At 71.3% G+C, this 18,454-nt stretch carries 16 protein-coding genes; 13 read left to right on the forward strand and 3 right to left on the reverse strand.

Features of this window, described 5'->3' with window-relative positions:
* Window positions 1-276 precede the first annotated feature (276 nt).
* The 5 genes from ACWDGI_RS03440 to ACWDGI_RS03460 are packed head-to-tail and all read left to right on the forward strand — an operon-like array spanning window position 277 to window position 5,902.
* Window positions 277-1,908, forward strand: coding sequence for a peptide ABC transporter substrate-binding protein (locus ACWDGI_RS03440; RefSeq protein WP_450754865.1), 1,632 nt, complete (start codon window positions 277-279; stop codon window positions 1,906-1,908).
* Between the two features lie 6 nt (window positions 1,909-1,914).
* On the forward strand, window positions 1,915-2,838 hold the full coding sequence (locus tag ACWDGI_RS03445) for an ABC transporter permease (protein WP_450754867.1): 924 nt from the start codon (window positions 1,915-1,917) through the stop codon (window positions 2,836-2,838).
* Entirely contained in the window at window positions 2,831-3,841 is a 1,011-nt protein-coding gene (locus ACWDGI_RS03450; RefSeq protein WP_450754869.1) for an ABC transporter permease, read from the forward strand. The genes ACWDGI_RS03445 and ACWDGI_RS03450 overlap by 8 nt, the downstream gene beginning before the upstream one ends.
* A gap of 8 nt (window positions 3,842-3,849) precedes the next feature.
* The gene (locus ACWDGI_RS03455) at window positions 3,850-4,824 is read left to right on the forward strand and encodes an ABC transporter ATP-binding protein (RefSeq protein ID WP_450755296.1); all 975 of its coding nucleotides are present in this window, start codon (window positions 3,850-3,852) and stop codon (window positions 4,822-4,824) included.
* A gap of 4 nt (window positions 4,825-4,828) precedes the next feature.
* Window positions 4,829-5,902, forward strand: a complete 1,074-nt coding sequence (locus ACWDGI_RS03460; protein WP_450754870.1) for an ABC transporter ATP-binding protein — start codon at window positions 4,829-4,831, stop codon at window positions 5,900-5,902.
* 245 nt (window positions 5,903-6,147) lie between these two features.
* Here the strand turns inward: ACWDGI_RS03460 and ACWDGI_RS03465 are convergent, their stop codons facing one another.
* Window positions 6,148-8,268 (reverse strand): prolyl oligopeptidase family serine peptidase, encoded by a 2,121-nt coding sequence (locus ACWDGI_RS03465; RefSeq protein WP_450754872.1) that lies wholly within the window; start codon window positions 8,266-8,268, stop codon window positions 6,148-6,150.
* A 189-nt stretch (window positions 8,269-8,457) separates the two neighbouring features.
* On the opposite strand from ACWDGI_RS03465, the gene ACWDGI_RS03470 reads away from it, so the two are divergent.
* From ACWDGI_RS03470 to ACWDGI_RS03505, 8 genes are all read left to right on the forward strand, one after another.
* Window positions 8,458-8,652, forward strand: coding sequence for a hypothetical protein (locus ACWDGI_RS03470; RefSeq protein WP_089098958.1), 195 nt, complete (start codon window positions 8,458-8,460; stop codon window positions 8,650-8,652).
* 80 nt (window positions 8,653-8,732) lie between these two features.
* Entirely contained in the window at window positions 8,733-9,614 is an 882-nt protein-coding gene (mshB, locus tag ACWDGI_RS03475; protein WP_450754874.1) for an N-acetyl-1-D-myo-inositol-2-amino-2-deoxy-alpha-D-glucopyranoside deacetylase, read from the forward strand.
* Window positions 9,611-10,027 carry a DUF6113 family protein gene (locus ACWDGI_RS03480; RefSeq protein ID WP_450754876.1) on the forward strand — a complete coding sequence of 139 codons (417 nt, stop codon included), beginning with the start codon at window positions 9,611-9,613 and terminating at the stop codon, window positions 10,025-10,027. The genes mshB and ACWDGI_RS03480 overlap by 4 nt, the downstream gene beginning before the upstream one ends.
* 155 nt (window positions 10,028-10,182) lie before the next feature.
* Window positions 10,183-12,498: a hypothetical protein gene (locus ACWDGI_RS03485; RefSeq protein WP_450754878.1), complete on the forward strand. Its 2,316-nt coding sequence runs from the start codon at window positions 10,183-10,185 to the stop codon at window positions 12,496-12,498.
* Window positions 12,499-12,638: 140 nt separating this feature from the next.
* Entirely contained in the window at window positions 12,639-13,583 is a 945-nt protein-coding gene (locus tag ACWDGI_RS03490) for an ABC transporter ATP-binding protein (RefSeq protein ID WP_450754880.1), read from the forward strand.
* Window positions 13,580-14,320 (forward strand): ABC transporter permease, encoded by a 741-nt coding sequence (locus ACWDGI_RS03495; protein WP_450754882.1) that lies wholly within the window; start codon window positions 13,580-13,582, stop codon window positions 14,318-14,320. The genes ACWDGI_RS03490 and ACWDGI_RS03495 overlap by 4 nt, the downstream gene beginning before the upstream one ends.
* The gene (locus tag ACWDGI_RS03500) at window positions 14,317-15,525 is read left to right on the forward strand and encodes a sensor histidine kinase (protein ID WP_450754883.1); all 1,209 of its coding nucleotides are present in this window, start codon (window positions 14,317-14,319) and stop codon (window positions 15,523-15,525) included. Before ACWDGI_RS03495 ends, ACWDGI_RS03500 begins: the two co-directional genes overlap by 4 nt.
* Complete coding sequence (locus ACWDGI_RS03505) at window positions 15,522-16,136, forward strand: response regulator (protein ID WP_450754885.1); 615 nt, start codon at window positions 15,522-15,524, stop codon at window positions 16,134-16,136. Before ACWDGI_RS03500 ends, ACWDGI_RS03505 begins: the two co-directional genes overlap by 4 nt.
* A 290-nt stretch (window positions 16,137-16,426) precedes the next feature.
* Here the strand turns inward: ACWDGI_RS03505 and ACWDGI_RS03510 are convergent, their stop codons facing one another.
* On the reverse strand, window positions 16,427-17,314 hold the full coding sequence (locus tag ACWDGI_RS03510) for a transglutaminase family protein (protein ID WP_450754887.1): 888 nt from the start codon (window positions 17,312-17,314) through the stop codon (window positions 16,427-16,429).
* A 43-nt stretch (window positions 17,315-17,357) separates the two neighbouring features.
* The gene (locus ACWDGI_RS03515; protein WP_450754889.1) at window positions 17,358-18,446 is read right to left on the reverse strand and encodes a GNAT family N-acetyltransferase; all 1,089 of its coding nucleotides are present in this window, start codon (window positions 18,444-18,446) and stop codon (window positions 17,358-17,360) included.
* Between the last annotated feature and the right edge of the window lie 8 nt (window positions 18,447-18,454).

Consider the following 18,454-nt stretch of genomic DNA (forward strand, 5'->3'; position numbering starts at 1 on the left):
GATATGCGGACGCGAGTGTGCCGAAATGCGTACATCGACGGGTCGCAATCCAACGTTTCGGCATCGTTACGCGTAGATCCATTGCGCCGCGACCTCAAGATCCTCATGCGGGTCCCGAGGGGGCGTCTGCAATCGGGTGACGTGTCCCCCTAAAGGTCGTCATGGGGCTCCTGGGGGCCGCCGTTCGGTGCAGTGGGTGAGCGATATCGACCGATTGAGTCGATATTGACCGTTAGCGCACCTTTCACGGATGACCCTTCACGGAGGAGGCACGCCATGCGTTCAGCCACGCACGCCCGATGGGCGGCCTGCGCGGCCGTGACGGCGCTCGCCGCCACGGCCTGCGGGGGCGGCGGCGGCAGCGGCGGGGGCGGCGGCGACAGCGCCGTGCTCAGCTCCTCCTGGGGCGACCCGCAGAACCCCCTGGAGCCCGCCAACACCAACGAGGTCCAGGGCGGCAAGGTCCTCGACATGATCTTCCGGGGTCTGAAGAAGTACGACCCGAAGACCGGCAAGGCGCAGGACATGCTGGCCCAGAAGATCGACACGAGCGACTCGCAGAACTACACGATCACCGTCAGGAAAGGCTGGACCTTCTCCAACGGCGAGAAGGTGACCGCCCACTCCTTCGTCGACGCCTGGAACTACGGGGCGAGCCTCAGGAACAACCAGAAGAACGCCTACTTCTTCGGGTACATCGAGGGATACGACAAGGTCCATCCCGACGGCGGCAGCCAGAGCGCCGAGGCGCTCTCCGGTCTGAAGGTCGTCGACGACCAGACCTTCACGGTGAAGCTGAACCAGAAGTTCTCCAGTTTCCCCGACACCCTCGGCTACGCGGCCTTCGCCCCGCTGCCCCGGTCCTTCTTCACCGATCACGCCGGCTGGCTGAAGCAGCCGGTCGGCGACGGGCCGTACGCCATCGAGTCGTACACCAAGGGATCGCAGATGTCCCTGAAGAAGTGGGACGGCTACCCCGGTGCCGACAAGGCGCAGAACGGTGGAGTGACGCTCAAGGTCTACACGGACAGCGACACCGCCTACACCGACCTCATCGCCGGCAACCTCGACCTCGTCGACGACGTTCCCGCCTCGCAGCTGAAGAACGTCAAGAACGATCTCGGTGACCGTTACATCAACACCCCGGCCGGCATCATCCAGACGCTCGCCTTTCCCTACTACGACAGCGCCTGGAACAAGAGCGGATCGGAGAAGGTCCGCACCGGCCTTTCCATGGCCATCAACCGGAAGCAGATCACCGACACCATCTTCCAGAACACCCGCACCCCGGCCACCGACTGGACCTCGCCGGTGCTCGGCACGGAGGGCGGCTTCAAGGACGGGCTGTGCGGGAGCGCCTGTGACTACGACCCGGCGCAGGCCAAGAAGCTGATCCAGGAGGGCGGGGGGCTGCCCGGCGGACAGCTCAAGATCACGTACAACGCCGACACCGGCTCGCACAGGATGTGGGTGGACGCCGTGTGCAACTCCATCAACAACGCGCTCGGCAACGACAAGGCGTGCGTCGGGAATCCGGTGGGCACCTTCGCCGACTTCCGCAACCAGATCGGCCAGCACAAGATGACCGGCCCGTTCCGCGCGGGCTGGCAGATGGACTACCCGCTCATCCAGAACTTCCTCCAGCCGCTCTACTACACCAACGCCTCCTCCAACGACGGCAAGTGGTCCAACAAGGACTTCGACAAACTCGTCGACCAGGCCAACGCCGAGACCGACACCGCCAAGGCCGTCGGCACCTTCCAGAAGGCCGAGGAAGTCGTCCGCGACAACATGGCCGCCATTCCGCTCTGGTACCAGAACGGCAGCGCCGGCTACTCCGAGCGGCTCTCGAACGTGGCCCTCAATCCGTTCAGCGTCCCCGTGTACAACGAGATCAAGGTCAGCTGACGCGGCATGGGGCGCTATGTCGTCCGGCGGCTGCTCCAGATGATCCCGGTGTTCGTCGGGGCCACGCTGCTGATCTTCCTGATGGTCAACGTCATGGGCGACCCGATCGCCGGGCTGTGCGGAGAGCGGGCCTGCGATCCGGCGACCGCCGCCCAGTTGAAGAAGGAGTTCGGACTCGACAAGCCGGTGTGGCAGCAATACCTCACCTACATGGGGAACGTCTTCACCGGGAACTTCGGTACGGCGTTCAACGGACAGCCGGTCACCGAGCTGATGTCCACCGCGTTCCCCGTCACCATCCGGCTGACGATCGTGGCCATCGTCCTCGAGGTCGTCATCGGCATCACCCTCGGCGTCCTGACCGGTCTGCGGCGCGGGCGGCCCGTCGACACGGGGGTGCTGCTGGCGACCCTGGTCGTCATCTCCGTACCGACGTTCGTCACCGGCCTGTTGCTCCAGCTGCTGCTCGGCGTGGAGTGGGGCTGGATCAAACCCTCCGTCTCCCCGGACGCCACCTTCGGCGAGCTGATCGTGCCGGGGCTCGTCCTCGCCTCCGTCTCGCTCGCCTACGTCACCCGGCTGACCCGCACCTCCATCGCCGAGAACAGACGGAGCGACTACGTCCGTACGGCCGTCGCCAAGGGACTGCCCCGGCACCGGGTCATCACCCGGCACCTGCTGCGCAACTCCCTCATTCCGGTTGTCACCTTCATCGGCACCGACATCGGCGCCCTCATGGGCGGCGCGATCGTCACCGAGCGGATCTTCAACATCCACGGCGTGGGCTACCAGCTCTACCAGGGGATCCTGCGGCAGAACACCCAGACGGTCGTGGGCTTCGTGACGGTCCTGGTCCTGGTGTTCCTGGTGGCCAACCTGCTGGTGGACCTGCTCTACGCCGTACTCGACCCGAGGATCCGCTATGCCTGAGCAGCCGTTCGAGCCCGACCGGGGGGCGATCGCGGGGACCGGGGCGGGCGGGGCGATGGACCTCGCGACGAGCGAGGCGCAGACGCTGGAGAGAACACCGGGCGGGCCGCCGGGCACGGGTCCGGCGGCACAGGACCCATCGGCCGCCTCCGGCGGACGGGCGCGCTCGCTCTGGTCCGACGCCTGGCGGGACCTGCGCCGCAACCCGGTCTTCATCGTCTCCGCCCTCGTCATCCTCTTCCTCGTCGTCATCTCCCTGTGGCCGTCCCTGATCGCCTCCGGCTCCCCCCTCAAGTGCGACCTCGCCAAGGCCCAGGAGGGCTCCCAGCCGGGCGCGCCCTTCGGGTACGACGGACAGGGCTGCAACGTCTACACACGGACCGTCTACGGGGCCCGTACGTCCGTCACGGTGGGCGTCTGCGCCACGCTGGGGGTCGCGCTGCTCGGGTCGGTCCTCGGCGGGCTCGCCGGGTTCTTCGGCGGGTTCTGGGACTCGGTGCTGTCCCGGATCACCGACGTCTTCTTCGCGATCCCGGTCGTCCTCGGCGGTCTCGTGCTCCTCTCCGTGGTCACCAGCAATACGGTCTGGCCGGTCATCGGGTTCATGGTGCTGCTCGGCTGGCCCCAGATCTCCCGGATCGCCCGCGGCTCGGTGATCACCGCCAAGCAGAACGACTACGTCCAGGCCGCCCGCGCGCTCGGCGCCTCCAACTCCCGGATCCTGCTGCGGCACATCGCGCCCAACGCGGTGGCCCCCGTGATCGTCGTGGCCACCATCGCGCTCGGCACCTACATCGCGCTGGAGGCGACCCTGTCCTACCTCGGCGTCGGCCTGAAGCCGCCCAGCGTCTCCTGGGGCATCGACATCTCCGCGGCCTCGCCCTACATCCGCAACGCCCCGCACGCGCTGCTGTGGCCCTCCGGAGCCCTCGCGCTCACCGTCCTGGCCTTCATCATGCTCGGCGACGCGGTGCGCGACGCCCTCGACCCGAAGCTGAGGTGAGCGCCGCCGTGCTGCTCGAAGTGCGCGACCTGCACGTGGAGTTCCGGACCCGGGACGGGATCGCGAAGGCCGTCAACGGGGTCTCCTACGCCGTCGACGCCGGGGAGACGCTGGCCGTGCTGGGGGAGTCCGGGTCCGGGAAGTCGGTCACGGCCCAGGCGGTGATGGGGATCCTGGACATGCCGCCGGGGCGGATCGGCGGGGGCGAGATCCTCTTCCGGGGGCGGGATCTGCTGAAACTCAAGGAAGAGGAGTGGCGGAAGATCCGGGGCGCCGAGATGGCCATGATCTTCCAGGACGCGCTGTCGGCGCTGAACCCGGTGCTGAGCGTGGGCGACCAGCTCGGCGAGATGTTCGTCGTGCACCGGGGGATGTCCAGGAAGGACGCGCGGGCCAAGGCGGTCGAGCTGATGGACCGGGTGCGGATCCCGGGCGCCGCCCAGCGGGTGCGGGACTATCCGCACCAGTTCTCCGGAGGCATGCGCCAGCGCATCATGATCGCCATGGCGCTGGCCCTGGAGCCCGCGCTCATCATCGCGGACGAGCCGACCACGGCGCTGGACGTCACCGTCCAGGCCCAGGTCATGGACCTGCTCGCGGAGTTGCAGCGCGAGTACCGCATGGGGCTGATCCTGATCACCCACGACCTGGGCGTGGTCGCGGACGTCGCCGACCGGATCGCCGTGATGTACGCGGGGCGGATCGTCGAGTCCGCGCCGGTGCACGACATCTACAAGGCGCCGGCGCATCCGTACACGCGCGGGCTCCTCGACTCCATCCCGCGCCTGGACCAGAAGGGCCAGGAGCTCTACGCCATCAAGGGCCTGCCGCCCAACCTCATGCACATCCCTCCGGGCTGCGCCTTCAACCCGCGCTGCCCCATGGCCCAGGACGTGTGCCGCACCGACGAGCCACCGCTGTACGAGGTGGATCAACACCGGGGCAGCGCCTGCCACTTCTGGAGGGAGTGCCTCAATGGTTGACGCGATGGTTGAGCCGATCCTGGAAGTGAGTGGACTGGTCAAGCACTACCCCTTGACGCAGGGCATCTTGATCAAGAAACAGATCGGTGCCGTCAAGGCCGTCGACGGTGTCGACTTCGTGCTCAAGAAGGGAGAGACCCTCGGCATCGTCGGGGAGTCCGGCTGCGGCAAGTCGACGGTCGCCAAGATGCTCGTCCATCTCGAGCGGCCGACGGCCGGGGTGATCAAGTACAAGGGCGAGGACATCACCAGGTTGAGCGGGCGGGCGCTGAAGGCCGTCCGCCGCAACATCCAGATGGTCTTCCAGGACCCGTACACCTCGCTCAACCCCCGGATGACCGTGGGCGACATCATCGGGGAGCCGTACGAGATCCACCCCGAGGTGGCCCCCAAGGGCGACCGGCGCAAGCGGGTCCAGGAGCTGCTGGACGTCGTCGGTCTCAACCCCGAGTACATCAACCGCTATCCGCACCAGTTCTCCGGCGGCCAGCGGCAACGCATCGGCATCGCACGGGGGCTGGCGCTGCGCCCCGAGGTGATCGTCGCGGACGAGCCGGTGTCCGCGCTGGACGTCTCCGTCCAGGCCCAGGTGATCAACCTGCTCGACCGGCTCCAGAACGACTTCGACCTGTCGTACGTCTTCATCGCCCACGACCTGTCGATCGTGCGGCACATCTCGGACCGGGTCGGGGTGATGTACCTCGGGCGGATCGTGGAGATCGGCAAGGACGAGGAGATCTACGAGCACCCGACCCACCCCTACACCCAGGCGCTGCTCTCCGCGGTGCCGGTGCCGGACCCGGAGGCGCGGGAACACCGGGAGCGGATCATCCTGAGCGGGGACGTGCCGTCGCCGACGAACGTTCCGTCGGGGTGCCGGTTCCGCACGAGATGCTGGAAGGCCGAGGAACGGTGCGCGGTCGAGGTGCCGATGCTCGCGGTGCCCGACGTGTTCCGGCTCGCGCCGGGGCCGGCGGCCCATGACTCGGCCTGCCACTTCGCGGAGGAGAAGCGGGTGGTGCCGCCGGAGGGGGCGGCCGGAGAAACGCCGGACGATCTTGCCGACGGGGGTGCATAGCGGGGCGAACCGGGGTCAATCTCGTTAACACGGAGGCAACTTCGCCGACCCGGTCCCGATATACGGACGCGGCACGCTTAACAGCGTACGGCCGTGCGGGTGCCGTAAACGGGCCGGAGCGCGCCATGTCGCTCCGGCCCGTTGCCCCTTTTTGCGCCTGAACCGGCGCCGCTCTCGCGGACCTGGCTGGTGCTTCGTCGTGGTTCCTCAATGATGGGTTGCGGTGCTCTGTGGAGCGCTGTCGCTCAGCCCAGTCCGAGAGCGCGCCGGAGGAAGTCCAGCTGGAGCAGGAGGAGGTTCTCCGCGACCTGTTCCTGCGGGGTCATGTGCGTCACGCCCGACAGCGGGAGCACCTCGTGCGGGCGGCCCGCCGCCAGCAGGGCGCTGGACAGGCGCAGTGAGTGGGCCACCACCACGTTGTCGTCCGCCAGGCCATGGATGATCATCATCGGGCGGTGCGGTTCGGCCGCGTCGACCAGGCCCGCGTCGTCGATCACCGAGTTGCGGCGGTACACGTCCGGCTGCTCGCCCGGGTCGCCGAGATAGCGCTCCTGGTAGTGGGTGTCGTACAGGCGCAGGTCGGTCACCGGGGCGCCCACCACGGCCGCGTGGAAGACGTCCGGGCGGCGCAGGGCCGCGAGTGCGGCGAGGTAGCCGCCGAAGGACCAGCCGCGGATCGCCACCTTGGTCAGGTCGAGGGGGAAGTCGCCGGCGAGCGCCTGAAGGGCGTCGACCTGGTCCTGCAGGACGATCGCCGCGATGTCGTCCTTGACGGACTTCTCCCAGGCGGGGGAGCGGCCCGGGGTGCCCCGCCCGTCGGCGACGACCACCGCGAAACCCTGGTCGGCGAACCACTGGGAGGTGAGGTGGGCGTTGTGTGCGGCGACCACGCGCTGGCCGTGCGGACCGCCGTAGGGGTCGAGCAGAACCGGAAGGGGAGTGTCCCCGTGGTAGTCCCGTGGCATAAGCACGGCGCACGGAATTCGGCGTGCGCCCCCCTCGGTGAGTGTCACGCGCGGGGACAAACCGGGATCTTCGGCGTACGACGTGACAGTTGACAGAGGTTTTCCGTCACGCAGTACCTGGACACGGGCGCCCGGGGTGTCCAGGGCGGCGGACACCAAAACGGTCACGCCCCCGGCGCGCACGGCCGTGTGCACGCCGGGCGTCTGCGACACGCGCTCCACGCCGAGTTCGTTGACGCGGTAGACGTGTACCTCGCCGATCTCGGGGGACTCGGCCTCCTCGCCGGCGGACGCGGAGACCAGCACGTCGTCGGCGGTCACGTCGAGAACCGCACGGATGTGCAACTGGGCGCCTGTGAGCGGCCGTTCACCCACCGCGAGCACCCGGGCGCCGCCCTCGTCGGCGATCCGGATCAGCTGTCCGGAAGGGCTCCAGCAGGGCACTCCACCGAACAGTTCAAGCCATGTTGGATCTTCGTCGGCGTGCACCATCCGGGTCGCCCCCGACCCCGGGTCCACGGCGAGGAACAGCTGGCTGCGCTGGTCGCGCGCCTGTACGAGCAGCAGCGGTGCACCCGCCTCTGACCAGTGCACATGCGCCACGTACGGGTAGCGCGCCCGGTCCCAGGAGACCTCCGCGCGCCCCCCTTCGAGGTCGTAGGCGAACAGCCGTACGTCCGCGTTCTCGGTGCCCGCCGCCGGGTAGGCGACATGATGTGGCTCACGCTCGGGGTGGGCGGGGTCGGCGATCCACCACCGCTGTACCGGCGTGTCGTCCACGCGGGCCACGAGCAGCCGGTCGGACCGCGGCGACCACCAGAATCCGCGCGAACGCCCCATCTCCTCGGCCGCGATGAACTCGGCCAGTCCATAGGTGACCTGTTCCGACTCGGGCTCCGCCAGCGCCCGGTCGCCCTCGCCGCCGGCGCCCACGACACGCAGGGCGCCCTCCGCGACGTACGCGACGTGGCGGCCGTCGGGAGACGGGCGCGGGTCGATCACCGGCCCGGGGACCGTGAGTTCGCGTGTGGTGCCGGCTCGGAGCTCCGCCGTGAAAAGCCGCCCTGACAAGGCGAAAGACGCCAGTTCCAGGGTCGCGTCGGCGGCGTAGCCGACGATGCCGGCACCGCCCTCACGGCTGCGTTCGCGACGGGCCCGCTCCTGCGCCGAGAGGTGCTCCTCGGCGCCGCCGAGCAGGGTGCGCGGATCCGCCGCCAGGCGCTCCTCGCCGCTCGGCACATCGAGAATCCACAGGGAATTGGCCCGGTCCGTACCGGAACCGGAGCGCAGGAACGCCACGCGTGAGCCGTCGGGGGCCACGGTGAACGCGCGCGGCGCGCCGAGCGTGAAACGCTGGGTGCGGGCGTGCCGACGGGGGAATGAGACAGCCTCGGTCTTCATGCCCCGACCATATTGGCCATGCGCCCCCTTGTGCGGCCGTGCGCCGAGCGATGCGCGAGCACGCATAGTTATGATCACTACCGCTGAGTGGGTATGAACCCGCTGGCTTGCGCATGGATTTGCTGTACCGATCTACAACCCCCATACCCGAACCCCCCGCGTCCCTGGGATCTTTGGAGGTGAGCCGCCGTGGCACTCTCGATTTCGGCGGTGGTGCTGCTGGCGATCATCGTCTTCTTGCTGATCAAGAAGTCGGGTCTGAAGGGCGGGCATGCGGTCGTCTGCATGCTGCTCGGTTTCTATCTCGCCTCCTCGACCATCGCGCCGACGATCAGCGATCTGACGACCAACGTCGCCAGCATGATCGGCAGCATCAAGTTCTGACCCGGACCACCTTCCGACCCGGCCGACCTCGTGGACCGGGGCTGCGTGGCGCTGTCGGTGGCGTTTCGTAGGCTGGGCACATGACGGAACCGCCCGCCCGGCCGCTACCCGCCCGGCGTCTGCTGCTGGTGCACGCGCACCCGGACGACGAGTCGATCAACAACGGCGCCACCATGGCCCGCTACGCGGACCAGGGTGCCCATGTGACGCTGGTCACCTGCACCCTCGGCGAGGGCGGTGAGGTCATCCCGCCCGAGCTGCGGGATCTCACCGGCCCGGCACTGGGCGAGTACCGGCTCGGGGAGCTCGCCGCCGCCATGCGCGAGCTCGGCGTCACCGACTTCCGGCTGCTCGGCGGCCCGGGCCGCTACCGCGACTCCGGGATGACGGGCCTGCCCGACAACGAAGCGCCCGGCTGCTTCTGGCAGGCCGACGTCGACGAGGCCGCCGGACGCCTGGCCGAGGTGATCCTGGAGGTCCGCCCCCAGGTCCTCGTCACCTACGACGACAACGGCGGATACGGCCACCCGGACCACATCCAGGCCCACCGTGTCGCCATGAGAGCCGTCGACCTGGCCGCCGAGGCCGGCCACCGCGTCTCCAAGGTCTACTGGAACCGCGTCCCGCGCGCGGTCGCCGTGGCCGCCTTCGCCCGGCTCCAGGACGAGCTGCCGGGGCTGCCCTTCGCCAAGTCCGCCGCCGTCGACGACGTGCCCGGCGTGGTGGAGGACCGTCGTGTCACCACCGAGATCGACGGCACCGGGTACGCCGCCGCGAAGACCGCCGCGATGGCCGCCCATGCCACCCAGGTGGAGGTGGCCCCGCACGGTGCCCCCTACTTCGCGCTGAGCAATGAGTTGGCGCAGCCCGTATTCATCACCGAGTACTACGAGTTGGCGGTCGGCGAGCCGGGCGCGGCGCGCGAGACCGATCTCTTCGCCGGTATCGGGGAGGCGTCATGAGCTCCGCAGGACGTGGCTCGATGCTCGCGCAACCGTTGCAGCGGCCCCCCGCCGGGCGGATCGCCGCCCTGCTCGGGCTGATCGTGCTCGGCGCGGTCGTCGGCTTCGCCGGAACCCTCGTCCAGGCCGCCTGGTTCCCCGGCGGGCTGCTGCTCGCCCTGGCCGGCGCCGCCGGGCTCTTCCTCGGCGGGTCGCGGGCGCTGGGCAGCCGGTCCGGGGCGGTGGCACCCGCGTTCGGCTGGGTCGTCGCCGTCATCCTGCTCACCGCCAGCAGACCCGAGGGCGACTTCCTGTTCGGTGCGGGAGGCGGCTCCTACCTCTTCCTGCTCGGCGGCATGGCGCTGGCTGTGATCTGCGCCACTATAGGTTTGGGGCGGCAACCCGACACGGACGGCGCCCGACTTGGCAAGTGACGTACCAGTTCGCCGTGCGGCGCGCGTGCGAGTCCGGTGTGGGTTTCCCCAGCGGTCATGGGATAAGCGCCAGAAGTGGCCAGTATGGTGGTGCGCGCCGCCGAGCCGCCCGAGCAAGGTCGTACGGGCGGCGGAGCCAACCGGGAGAACCTGCCTTGAGTCGTGAAACTGACACTCCTTCCTCCGGGCCCGACGGGCACGGGGGAGCCGCTTACCCCTCGGGCACACCGCCGTACGGGACCCCCATGGCTTCCGACGACGGGAAGGGCGCGGGCCGTTCGGCCGCGCAGCCGGAGGAACGAAAGACCGAGACCACGCTGACGACCCGGATCCGGATCAACATCCCCGGATCCCGGCCGATCCCGCCGGTGGTCGTCCGTACCCCCGTCACCGACGCCGATAGCGGCGTCGGTGAGGAGACGGGCACGCACGCGCAGCCGACGGGCGCCGCCATGTCCACCGGCACCGTCGAGCCGCCCGCTGAGACCGCGCCGGGGCCCGCCACCGGCGAGCAGGCCAGCGACTGGTTCGCGCCGCGCAAGTCCGGCCCGGCCAAGGGCGGTCAGCGCGGCGGCGCCACCAACGGTGCCGGCCTGCCCGGCGGTTCGCCCGCCGCGGCGCCGAACGGCCCGGCCGCGCAGGGCGCCCCCGGTGCCGCGCGTCCGAACGGCGGCCGCCCCGGCGGTGTCGTCGGCTCCATGAGCGTGCCCGGCGCGTCCCGGCCCGGCTCGACCAACGGCGCGGGGCTGCCCACCGGCGCGACCGGCGGCCCGGTGGCCCCCGGACACGGCGGCGGCACCGGCTCCTTCGACGTGACCGAGGCGCTCGCCGCGGGCCCGCTCGGCGGCCCCCGGGGCGGCGCGAAGGGCCCCGGCGAGCCCCGCCGGGACGAACTGCCGTACTTCTCCGAGAACGGCGGCCAGAACGGCGCCCAGCCCGGTCCCGGCGCGACCGGCGGCGGTCCGGCCGGTCCCGGCGGCCCCAGCGGCTTCAACGGCCCCGGCCTGCCCGGCGGTCCCGGCGGTCCGCAGGGCCCGGCGGGCCCCACCGGCGGCCCGGTCACCGGCGACGGCCCGTTCATCCCGCCGGTCAACGGCGGTGAGGCCTTCGCGGGTCCGGGCGGCGCGCCCTTCAACGGTGGCGAGCCCTTCGGCGCGCCGGGCGGCCCGGCCGGCCCCGGTGCACGCCCGGGCGGCCCCGCCGGCCGGCACGCCCAGGCCGGACCCGGCGCGCGCACCGCCCCCGCCGGTCCCGGCCTCGGCCCCGGCGGCGGCCTGAGCGACGACACCGCGATCCTCACCCCGCAGAAGCCCGCCCCCGAACCGGGCACGCCCGGCTACGGATCCCCGGCGGACAACGTCTCCGGACACACCGTCACCAGCGGTATCCCGGTGGTACCGCCGGGCGCGAACTCCCCGTTCGCGCCGGGCGCGCCCGCCGACGGGCCGCTGCCGCACACGCCCCCGAAGCTGCCCGAGCCGGTCTCGCCGCCCCCGGCCGAGTCCAAGGGCAAGGCGAAGGCGAAGAAGAAGCGCGGCAAGCTGCCGCTGCTGGTCGGTGTCGTGGTGGTCGCCGGCCTCGGCGTCTACGGCGCCGGACTCCTGATGAACCACTCCGACGTGCCCAAGGGCACCACGGTGCTCGGCGTCGACATCGGCGGCGGCACCCGTGACGACGCCGTCAAGAAGCTCGACGACGCGTTCGGCTCACGGGTGAACAAGCCGCTGAAGCTGTCGGTCGACGGCAAGGCCGTCTCGCTGCCGCCGGACCAGGCGGGCCTGCAGTTCGACATGCAGTCCACGGTCGAGGCCGCCGCCCAGAGCGACTACAACCCGGTCTCCGTGATCGGGTCCCTGTTCGGCCAGAAGCGGGTCGTCGAGCCCGCCATGCCGGTCGACGAGGAGAAGCTCCAGGCCGCTCTCAAGGGCCTCGGCTCCGGCTCCGGCTCGGCCACCGAGGGCACGATCAAGTTCACCTCGGGCAAGGCAGTCGCGGTCTACGGCAAGGCGGGCAAGGGCATCGACGCGGCCGCCTCCACGAACGCGGTCAAGCAGGCGTACGAGTCGATGGTGGAGACGGGCACGGCCTCCGCGGTCGCCGTACCGACGACCACCGTGCAGCCGACGGTCTCCAACGCCGAGGTCGACCGCGAGATGAAGGCCTTCGCGGAGCCGGCGATGTCGGAGAAGGTCACCGTCCAGACCGACGCGCTGCACAGCCTCAAGTTCGGCTCGCTCTCCCTGCCGAAGATCCTCGGATTCAAGGCGGTGGACGGCAAGCTGGTGGAGACGTACAACCTTGACGCGCTCAAGGAGGCGTACGGCGGAACCTTCGACGGTGTCCTGATCACCCGGGGCACTGGGCAGAAGACGGCTGTCACGCCACAGGACGTCGCTTCCGTGCTGCGCAAGGTGCTGGTCGGCAAGACGCCGGCAGAGCGCATCGGAGTCATCGACACCAACCCGAGCTGACGCCACTCCGAGAGGGGGCGCCCGGTGCTCACCGGGCGCCCCCTCTCGTCATGTCACGTGCTGCTCATGACATCTGTCATACGGCACTCCGGACGGTCGGCACTGCCACCCGCACCGCCCTCGCCGCCAGCATGGACGGCATGACAACGACAGCGGCGACCACCACCACCGGCACCCCGGTGGTGGTCGGGTTCGACCAGGTGAGCAAGACCTACGGGAAGGTGCGGGCCGTCGACGGGCTCTCGCTGCGGCTGCACCCGGGGGAGACCGTGGCCCTGCTCGGGCCCAACGGCGCGGGCAAGTCGACCACGCTCGATCTGCTGCTCGGCCTCAAGCAGGCCGACACCGGCTCGGTGAGCGTCTTCGGCATGCCCCCGCGCGAGGCCATCGTCGCCGGCCGGGTGGGCGCGATGCTGCAGAGCGGCGGCCTGATGGACGAGGTCACCGTGCGCGAGCTGGTCAAGCTCGCCTGCGACCTGCACCCGAAGCCCTACAAGGTCGCCGACGTCCTCGCCCGCGCGGGCATCTCGGGGATCGCCGACCGCAAGGTCAACAAGCTCTCCGGGGGCCAGTCCCAGCGCGTCCGCTTCGCCCTCGCGACCGCCGGCGACAGCGACCTGATCGTCCTGGACGAGCCGACCACCGGCATGGACGTCTCCGCCCGCCAGGCCTTCTGGGCCACCATGCGGGAACAGGCCGACCAGGGCCGTACCGTCCTCTTCGCCACCCACTACCTCGAAGAGGCCGACGCCATCGCCGACCGGGTGCTGGTGCTGCACCGGGGCCGGCTGCTCGCCGACGGAACGGCCGCCGAGATCAAGGCCAAGGCGGGCGCCCGCCGGGTCTCCTTCGACCTGGAGGGCGAGATCGACGAGGCGTCGCTGCGGGCGCTGCCGTTCCTCACGGCCGTCGACATCTCCGGGCAGACCGTCCGCATCCAGTCCTCCGACGCCGACGCGACCGTCCACGCCCTCTACGGCCTGGGTGTCTACCCCCACAACCTCGAAGTCGCCGGGCTCGGCCTGGAGCAGGCGTTCGTCGCCATCACGGAGGCCGAAGAGGCCAAGGAGGCCCCGCAGTCGTGAACGCCCTGATCAAGCTGGAACTCGCCCGCGCCCTGCGCAACCGCAAGTTCCTGTTCTTCTCGGTGATCTACCCGTCGATCATCTTCCTGCTGGTCGCCAGCCAGGGGGACACCACCCAGACCGTCGACGGCTCGGGGCTCTCCCTGGCCGCCTACGTGATGGTCTCCATGGCCTCCTTCGGCGCCCTCACCGCCGTCCTGATGGGCAACAGCGAGCGCATCGCCAAGGAGCGCGAGAGCGGCTGGGTACGGCAGCTGCGGCTGACCACCCTGCCCGGGCGCGGCTACGTCCTCGCCAAGACCGCCAGCGCCGCCGTGGTGAGCCTGCCCTCCATCGTGGTCGTCTTCGTGGTCGCCGCCACGGTGAAGGACGTACGGCTGGACGCCTGGCAGTGGCTCGCCCTCACCGGCGCCATCTGGGCCGGCAGCCTGGTGTTCGCCGCGCTCGGCGTGGCCATCGGCTACCTCGCCTCCGGGGACGCGGTCCGCCCGATCACGATGATCACCTACTTCGGCCTGTCGATCCTCGGCGGCCTGTGGTGGCCGTCCTCGTCCTTCCCGACCTGGCTCCAGGACATCGCGAAGTGGCTGCCCACGCACGCGTACGCTGCACTGGGGCGGGCCATCGAGCAGAGCCAGGCGCCGCAGGCCAAGGACATCGCCATCCTCGTCGTCTTCTTCGCCCTGTTCGTCGGCGGCGCGGCCTGGCTGTACCGGAAGGACACGCTGAAGGCGTGAGCACGATGACGGAAGACCCGAGGCCGGACGAGCAAGCGCGCGGGGACCGGCTGGTGCGGATCGGCCAGCCGCCCCGCAGCCGGGGCGAGGCGCTGCGCAAGATGGTGTGGGTCCTGCCCTGGCTGATCTACCTCGCCTCCCCGGCGGACGATCTGGCCTCCGGTCACCACGGCACCGGGGCGACGGTGGCCGGCTGGGCGGGCCTGGTGGCCTTCGCCGGGATCTACCTGGCCATCGTCTTCCGCTCCATGGGCCGTCCCTTCCGGGGCTGGATCGTCGACGCCGCGATCGCTGTGGAGGGGACGCTCGCGGTCGTGCTGGCCTTCGGCCTCGGCGGCTCCTGGTTCGGTCTGTTCGTGTACGTCTCCGTGATGTGCGGAGTGACCTTCCCGCTGCGGGTCGCCTACTGGACGATCCCACTGAACACCGCCGCCATGATGCTGGCGGGCTGGTACCGCCACGAGCTGGACGAGGCCTGGGGCCTGTTCCTGGTGGTGCTCCTGGTCGGCTACTCCATGATCGGCGTACGGCAACTGGTCGCCACCACCGTCGAGTTGCGCAAGGCCCGTGCCACCGTCGCCCAACTGGCCGCGAACGAGGAGCGGTTGCGGCTCGCCCGGGACCTGCATGACCTGCTGGGGCACTCGCTCTCGCTCATCACCCTGAAGAGCGAGCTGGCGGGCCGGATGCTCCCGGACCACCCCGACAAGGCGGCCCAGCAGGTCTCCGACATCGAACAGGTCAGCCGGCAGGCCCTGGTGGACGTCCGCGAGGCGGTCACCGGCTACCGGCGCCCCCGGCTCGCCGCCGAACTCGCGGGAGCCCAGGTGGCCCTGACCGCCGCCGCGGTCACCGCGGAGGTCCCGGCCGAGCCCGACCTCACCGGAGTGCCCGAGGACGGCGAGGCGGCCCTCGCGTGGGCGCTGCGCGAGGCGATCACCAACATCGTCCGGCACAGCGGCGCGAGCGTCTGCACGGTGGAACTGCTGCGCCGTCAGACCCTGGACGGCCCGGTCCTCGAACTCGCCGTCGAGGACAACGGCTCGGGCGGCTCCGGCAAGGGCCCCGGTAACGGTCTCGCCGGGCTGACCGAGCGGCTGGAGAAGGCCGGCGGCACGCTGGAGGCGGGCCGCGTCAAGCACGGTTTCCGGCTGGTCGCCCGGGTCCCGCTCGGGGTCGGCGGGGCCGTAGGATCCGGGGCATGAGCAGCACGATCAAGGTCCTCCTCGCCGAGGACCAGTCGATGGTCCGCGAGGCGCTGGCCGCCCTGCTGGGCCTGGAGGACGACATCGAGGTCGTGGCCCAGGTAGCGCGCGGCGACGAGGTGCTGGCGGCGGCGCGGGCGCACGGCGTCGACGTGGCCCTGCTCGACATCGAGATGCCGGGCTGCACGGGCATCGAGGCGGCGGCCCGGCTGCACAAGGCGCTGCCCGCCGTGAAACTGGTCGTCCTGACCACCTTCGGGCGGCCCGGCTACCTGCGCAGCGCGATGGAGGCGGGCGCCGACGCGTTCCTGGTCAAGGACGCCCCCGCCGCCCAACTCGCCGAGGCCGTCCGCAAGGTCCTGGCCGGCGAGCGCGTCATCGACCCGACCCTGGCCGCCGCTGCCCTGGCGGAGGGCGCCAACCCCCTCACCGACCGCGAGCGGGAGGTCCTGCGCGCGGCGGCCGACGGCTCCACGAACGCGGAACTGGCGGCGGCGCTGCACCTGTCGCAGGGGACGGTACGGAACTACCTCTCGACGGCCATCCAGAAGCTGGCGGTACGCAACCGGGCCGAAGCGGTCCGGATCGCCCGGGAGAAGGGCTGGCTGTAGGAAGCCCCCTGAGCCTGAGCGACAGCGGTCTCCCGGCGCCGGGCGGGCAGCCGGCCCAGGGGCGCGGGGAACTGCGCGACAAGCCACGACGCACCCGCAGCCGCGCACGCGCACGCCCCACCACTCCTGCGGTGAAAGCGGCGCCCCTGGCAGCCGGCCCAGGGGCGCGGGGAACTGCGCGACAAGCCACGACGCACCCGCAGCCGCACCCGCAGCCGCACCCGCACCCGGACCCGCGGCCGCACACGCACCACCACCCCTACGGCGAAGCGGCGGCGGCCCCGCTCCCGTCAGTTGAGGCGGGCCCGTGCCGCCCGGGCCTCGCCTCTGACCTTCTCCGCCGCCCCCTCGTCCACCGCGTCGATCAGCCCCGCGTACTCCTCCAGCTCCTCCGCGCCGTCGACGAACTCGCCCCGCTCCACCAGCAGCCGCGCCCGGTCGTACCGCAGCCGGGCCGGGTGCGAGGGCATCAGCAGCGACAGGTCCACCGCCCACAGGCCCACGTCGGACCGCTCGGGCCGGGCCGCCGCCCAGGCGCGCACGTTGTTGAGGATCCGCCGCAGGACGTCCAGCGGATCGGCCGGTTCCAGCATCGCCGGCTCCAGCGGCACCCCCGTCGCCCCCACCACCAGCGTCTGCGCGTCCGCCCCGCTCAGCACCCGGCCGCCGTCGAACGGATCGGCCAGCACCTGCTCCTCGGCCGGCCCGAACCCCACCACGAAGTGCCCCGGCAGCGCGACCCCGTACACCGGTGCCCCCGCCCGCCGGGTGACCTCCAGCCAGACCACGGACAGCAGGATCGGCAGCCCGCGCCGCCGGCGCAGCACCTCGTGCAGCAGCGAGGACTCCAGCCGCCGGTAGTCCGTGGCGACGCCGTGGAAGCCGAACCGTTCGCCCAGCACCCGGTGTGCCGCCGTGGCCCAGGCGAGCGGGCCGCCGGGCCGGTACGGCAGCTGCCCGGCCAGCCGGTCCAGCTCCATCTGCGCCGCGTCGATCCCGGCCTCGTCCAGCGAGCCGTCGGCCGCCGCGCCCAGCAGCAGACACAGCGTCGCCAGATCGGGCCGCTCGGACCGCGCCTCCTCGGCGAACCGTGCCCGCACCTCGGCGGCCCGCTCCGGCGACGGCGGACGTGGCTGCGGACGTGGATCCGGATCCGGATCTGGAAAAGGGGGATGCATAGCTGTCTGGTGCCCTTCCGGAACGCCCCGTACCGCGGCGGCCTCAGCGGCCGTCCGCCTCCGGCGCCCTGTAGTGGTGGTACGCGTGGTGCGCCCCGAACCCCAGCCCGGTGTACAGCGCCCGCGCCCCCGTGTTCTCCGTCTCGACCTGGAGCCAGGCCGCCGACGCGCCCTCCTCCAGCGCCCGCCGGGCGAGCGCGGCCATGACCTCGCCGGCCAGCCCCCGGCGTCGTAGCGCCGGATCCACCTCGACGGCGGCGAACCCGGCCCACCGGCCGTCCACCACCAGCCGCCCGATGGCCGCCGGGGCACCCTCGCCGGGAACGGTCGCGAACCACACGGACGGCCCCCCGCCCAGCACCCGCAGGGCGACCTCGCTGACCCCCTTGCGCTGGTAGCGCGCCAGCCAGGCCTCGTCGGCCGTCCGGGAGAGCAGCACACCGGCCCCCTCCGCCCGGTCCGCCACCGGCGCCAGCGCGCCGGTCCACAGCTCGGCGCTCACCTCACGCACCCAGCCCCGCCGCTCCAGCTCCGCGCAGAGCAGCTCCTGGGTGCCCTCGGCGCCGGTCGCGGCCTGCACGTACGCGGGCAGCCCCCGCTCGCCGTACCAGCGCCGTACGGCCTCCAGGGCCTCGTCCAGCGGCAGCCCGGGATCGCCCAGCGGCAGCACGCTGTTGGCCCGCCGCGTGAAGCCCACCCGTCGCCCGGTCACCGCCGCCGGCGGACGCTCCCCCAGAGACGCGTGCCCGGGGGGACCCTCATCGAGCGGCACCTTCTGGACCGCCGCCCGCAGCTCCCATTCGCCGAGCCGCTCGCTCTCCAGCGGCTGCCAGCCGCGCGAGGCGACACGCGCGAGTTCCCGGTAGGTCGCCGCCGGACCACGGCGGCGCGCCCGAGCGGCCGGCACCACTTTGGCCGCCACCAGCGTGGACTCCGCCATTCGCACGATCTGCCCGTCCCGCCTGGTGATCGTCAACATGCCGGCGTCGTCCCATGATGTGAGAACACCCACCGTGTCGGTGAACTTCTCCTCGGCGACGCCATTTCCGGCCAAACGGCGCACGGAGACCCGTTTGCCCACGTCAGCAGCGGTGATACGGACCTCGAAGCGTCCTGCGGCCGAGATTTCCACTGGTCAGT

The sequence above is a fragment of the Streptomyces sp. NPDC001220 genome, from assembly GCF_053597895.1.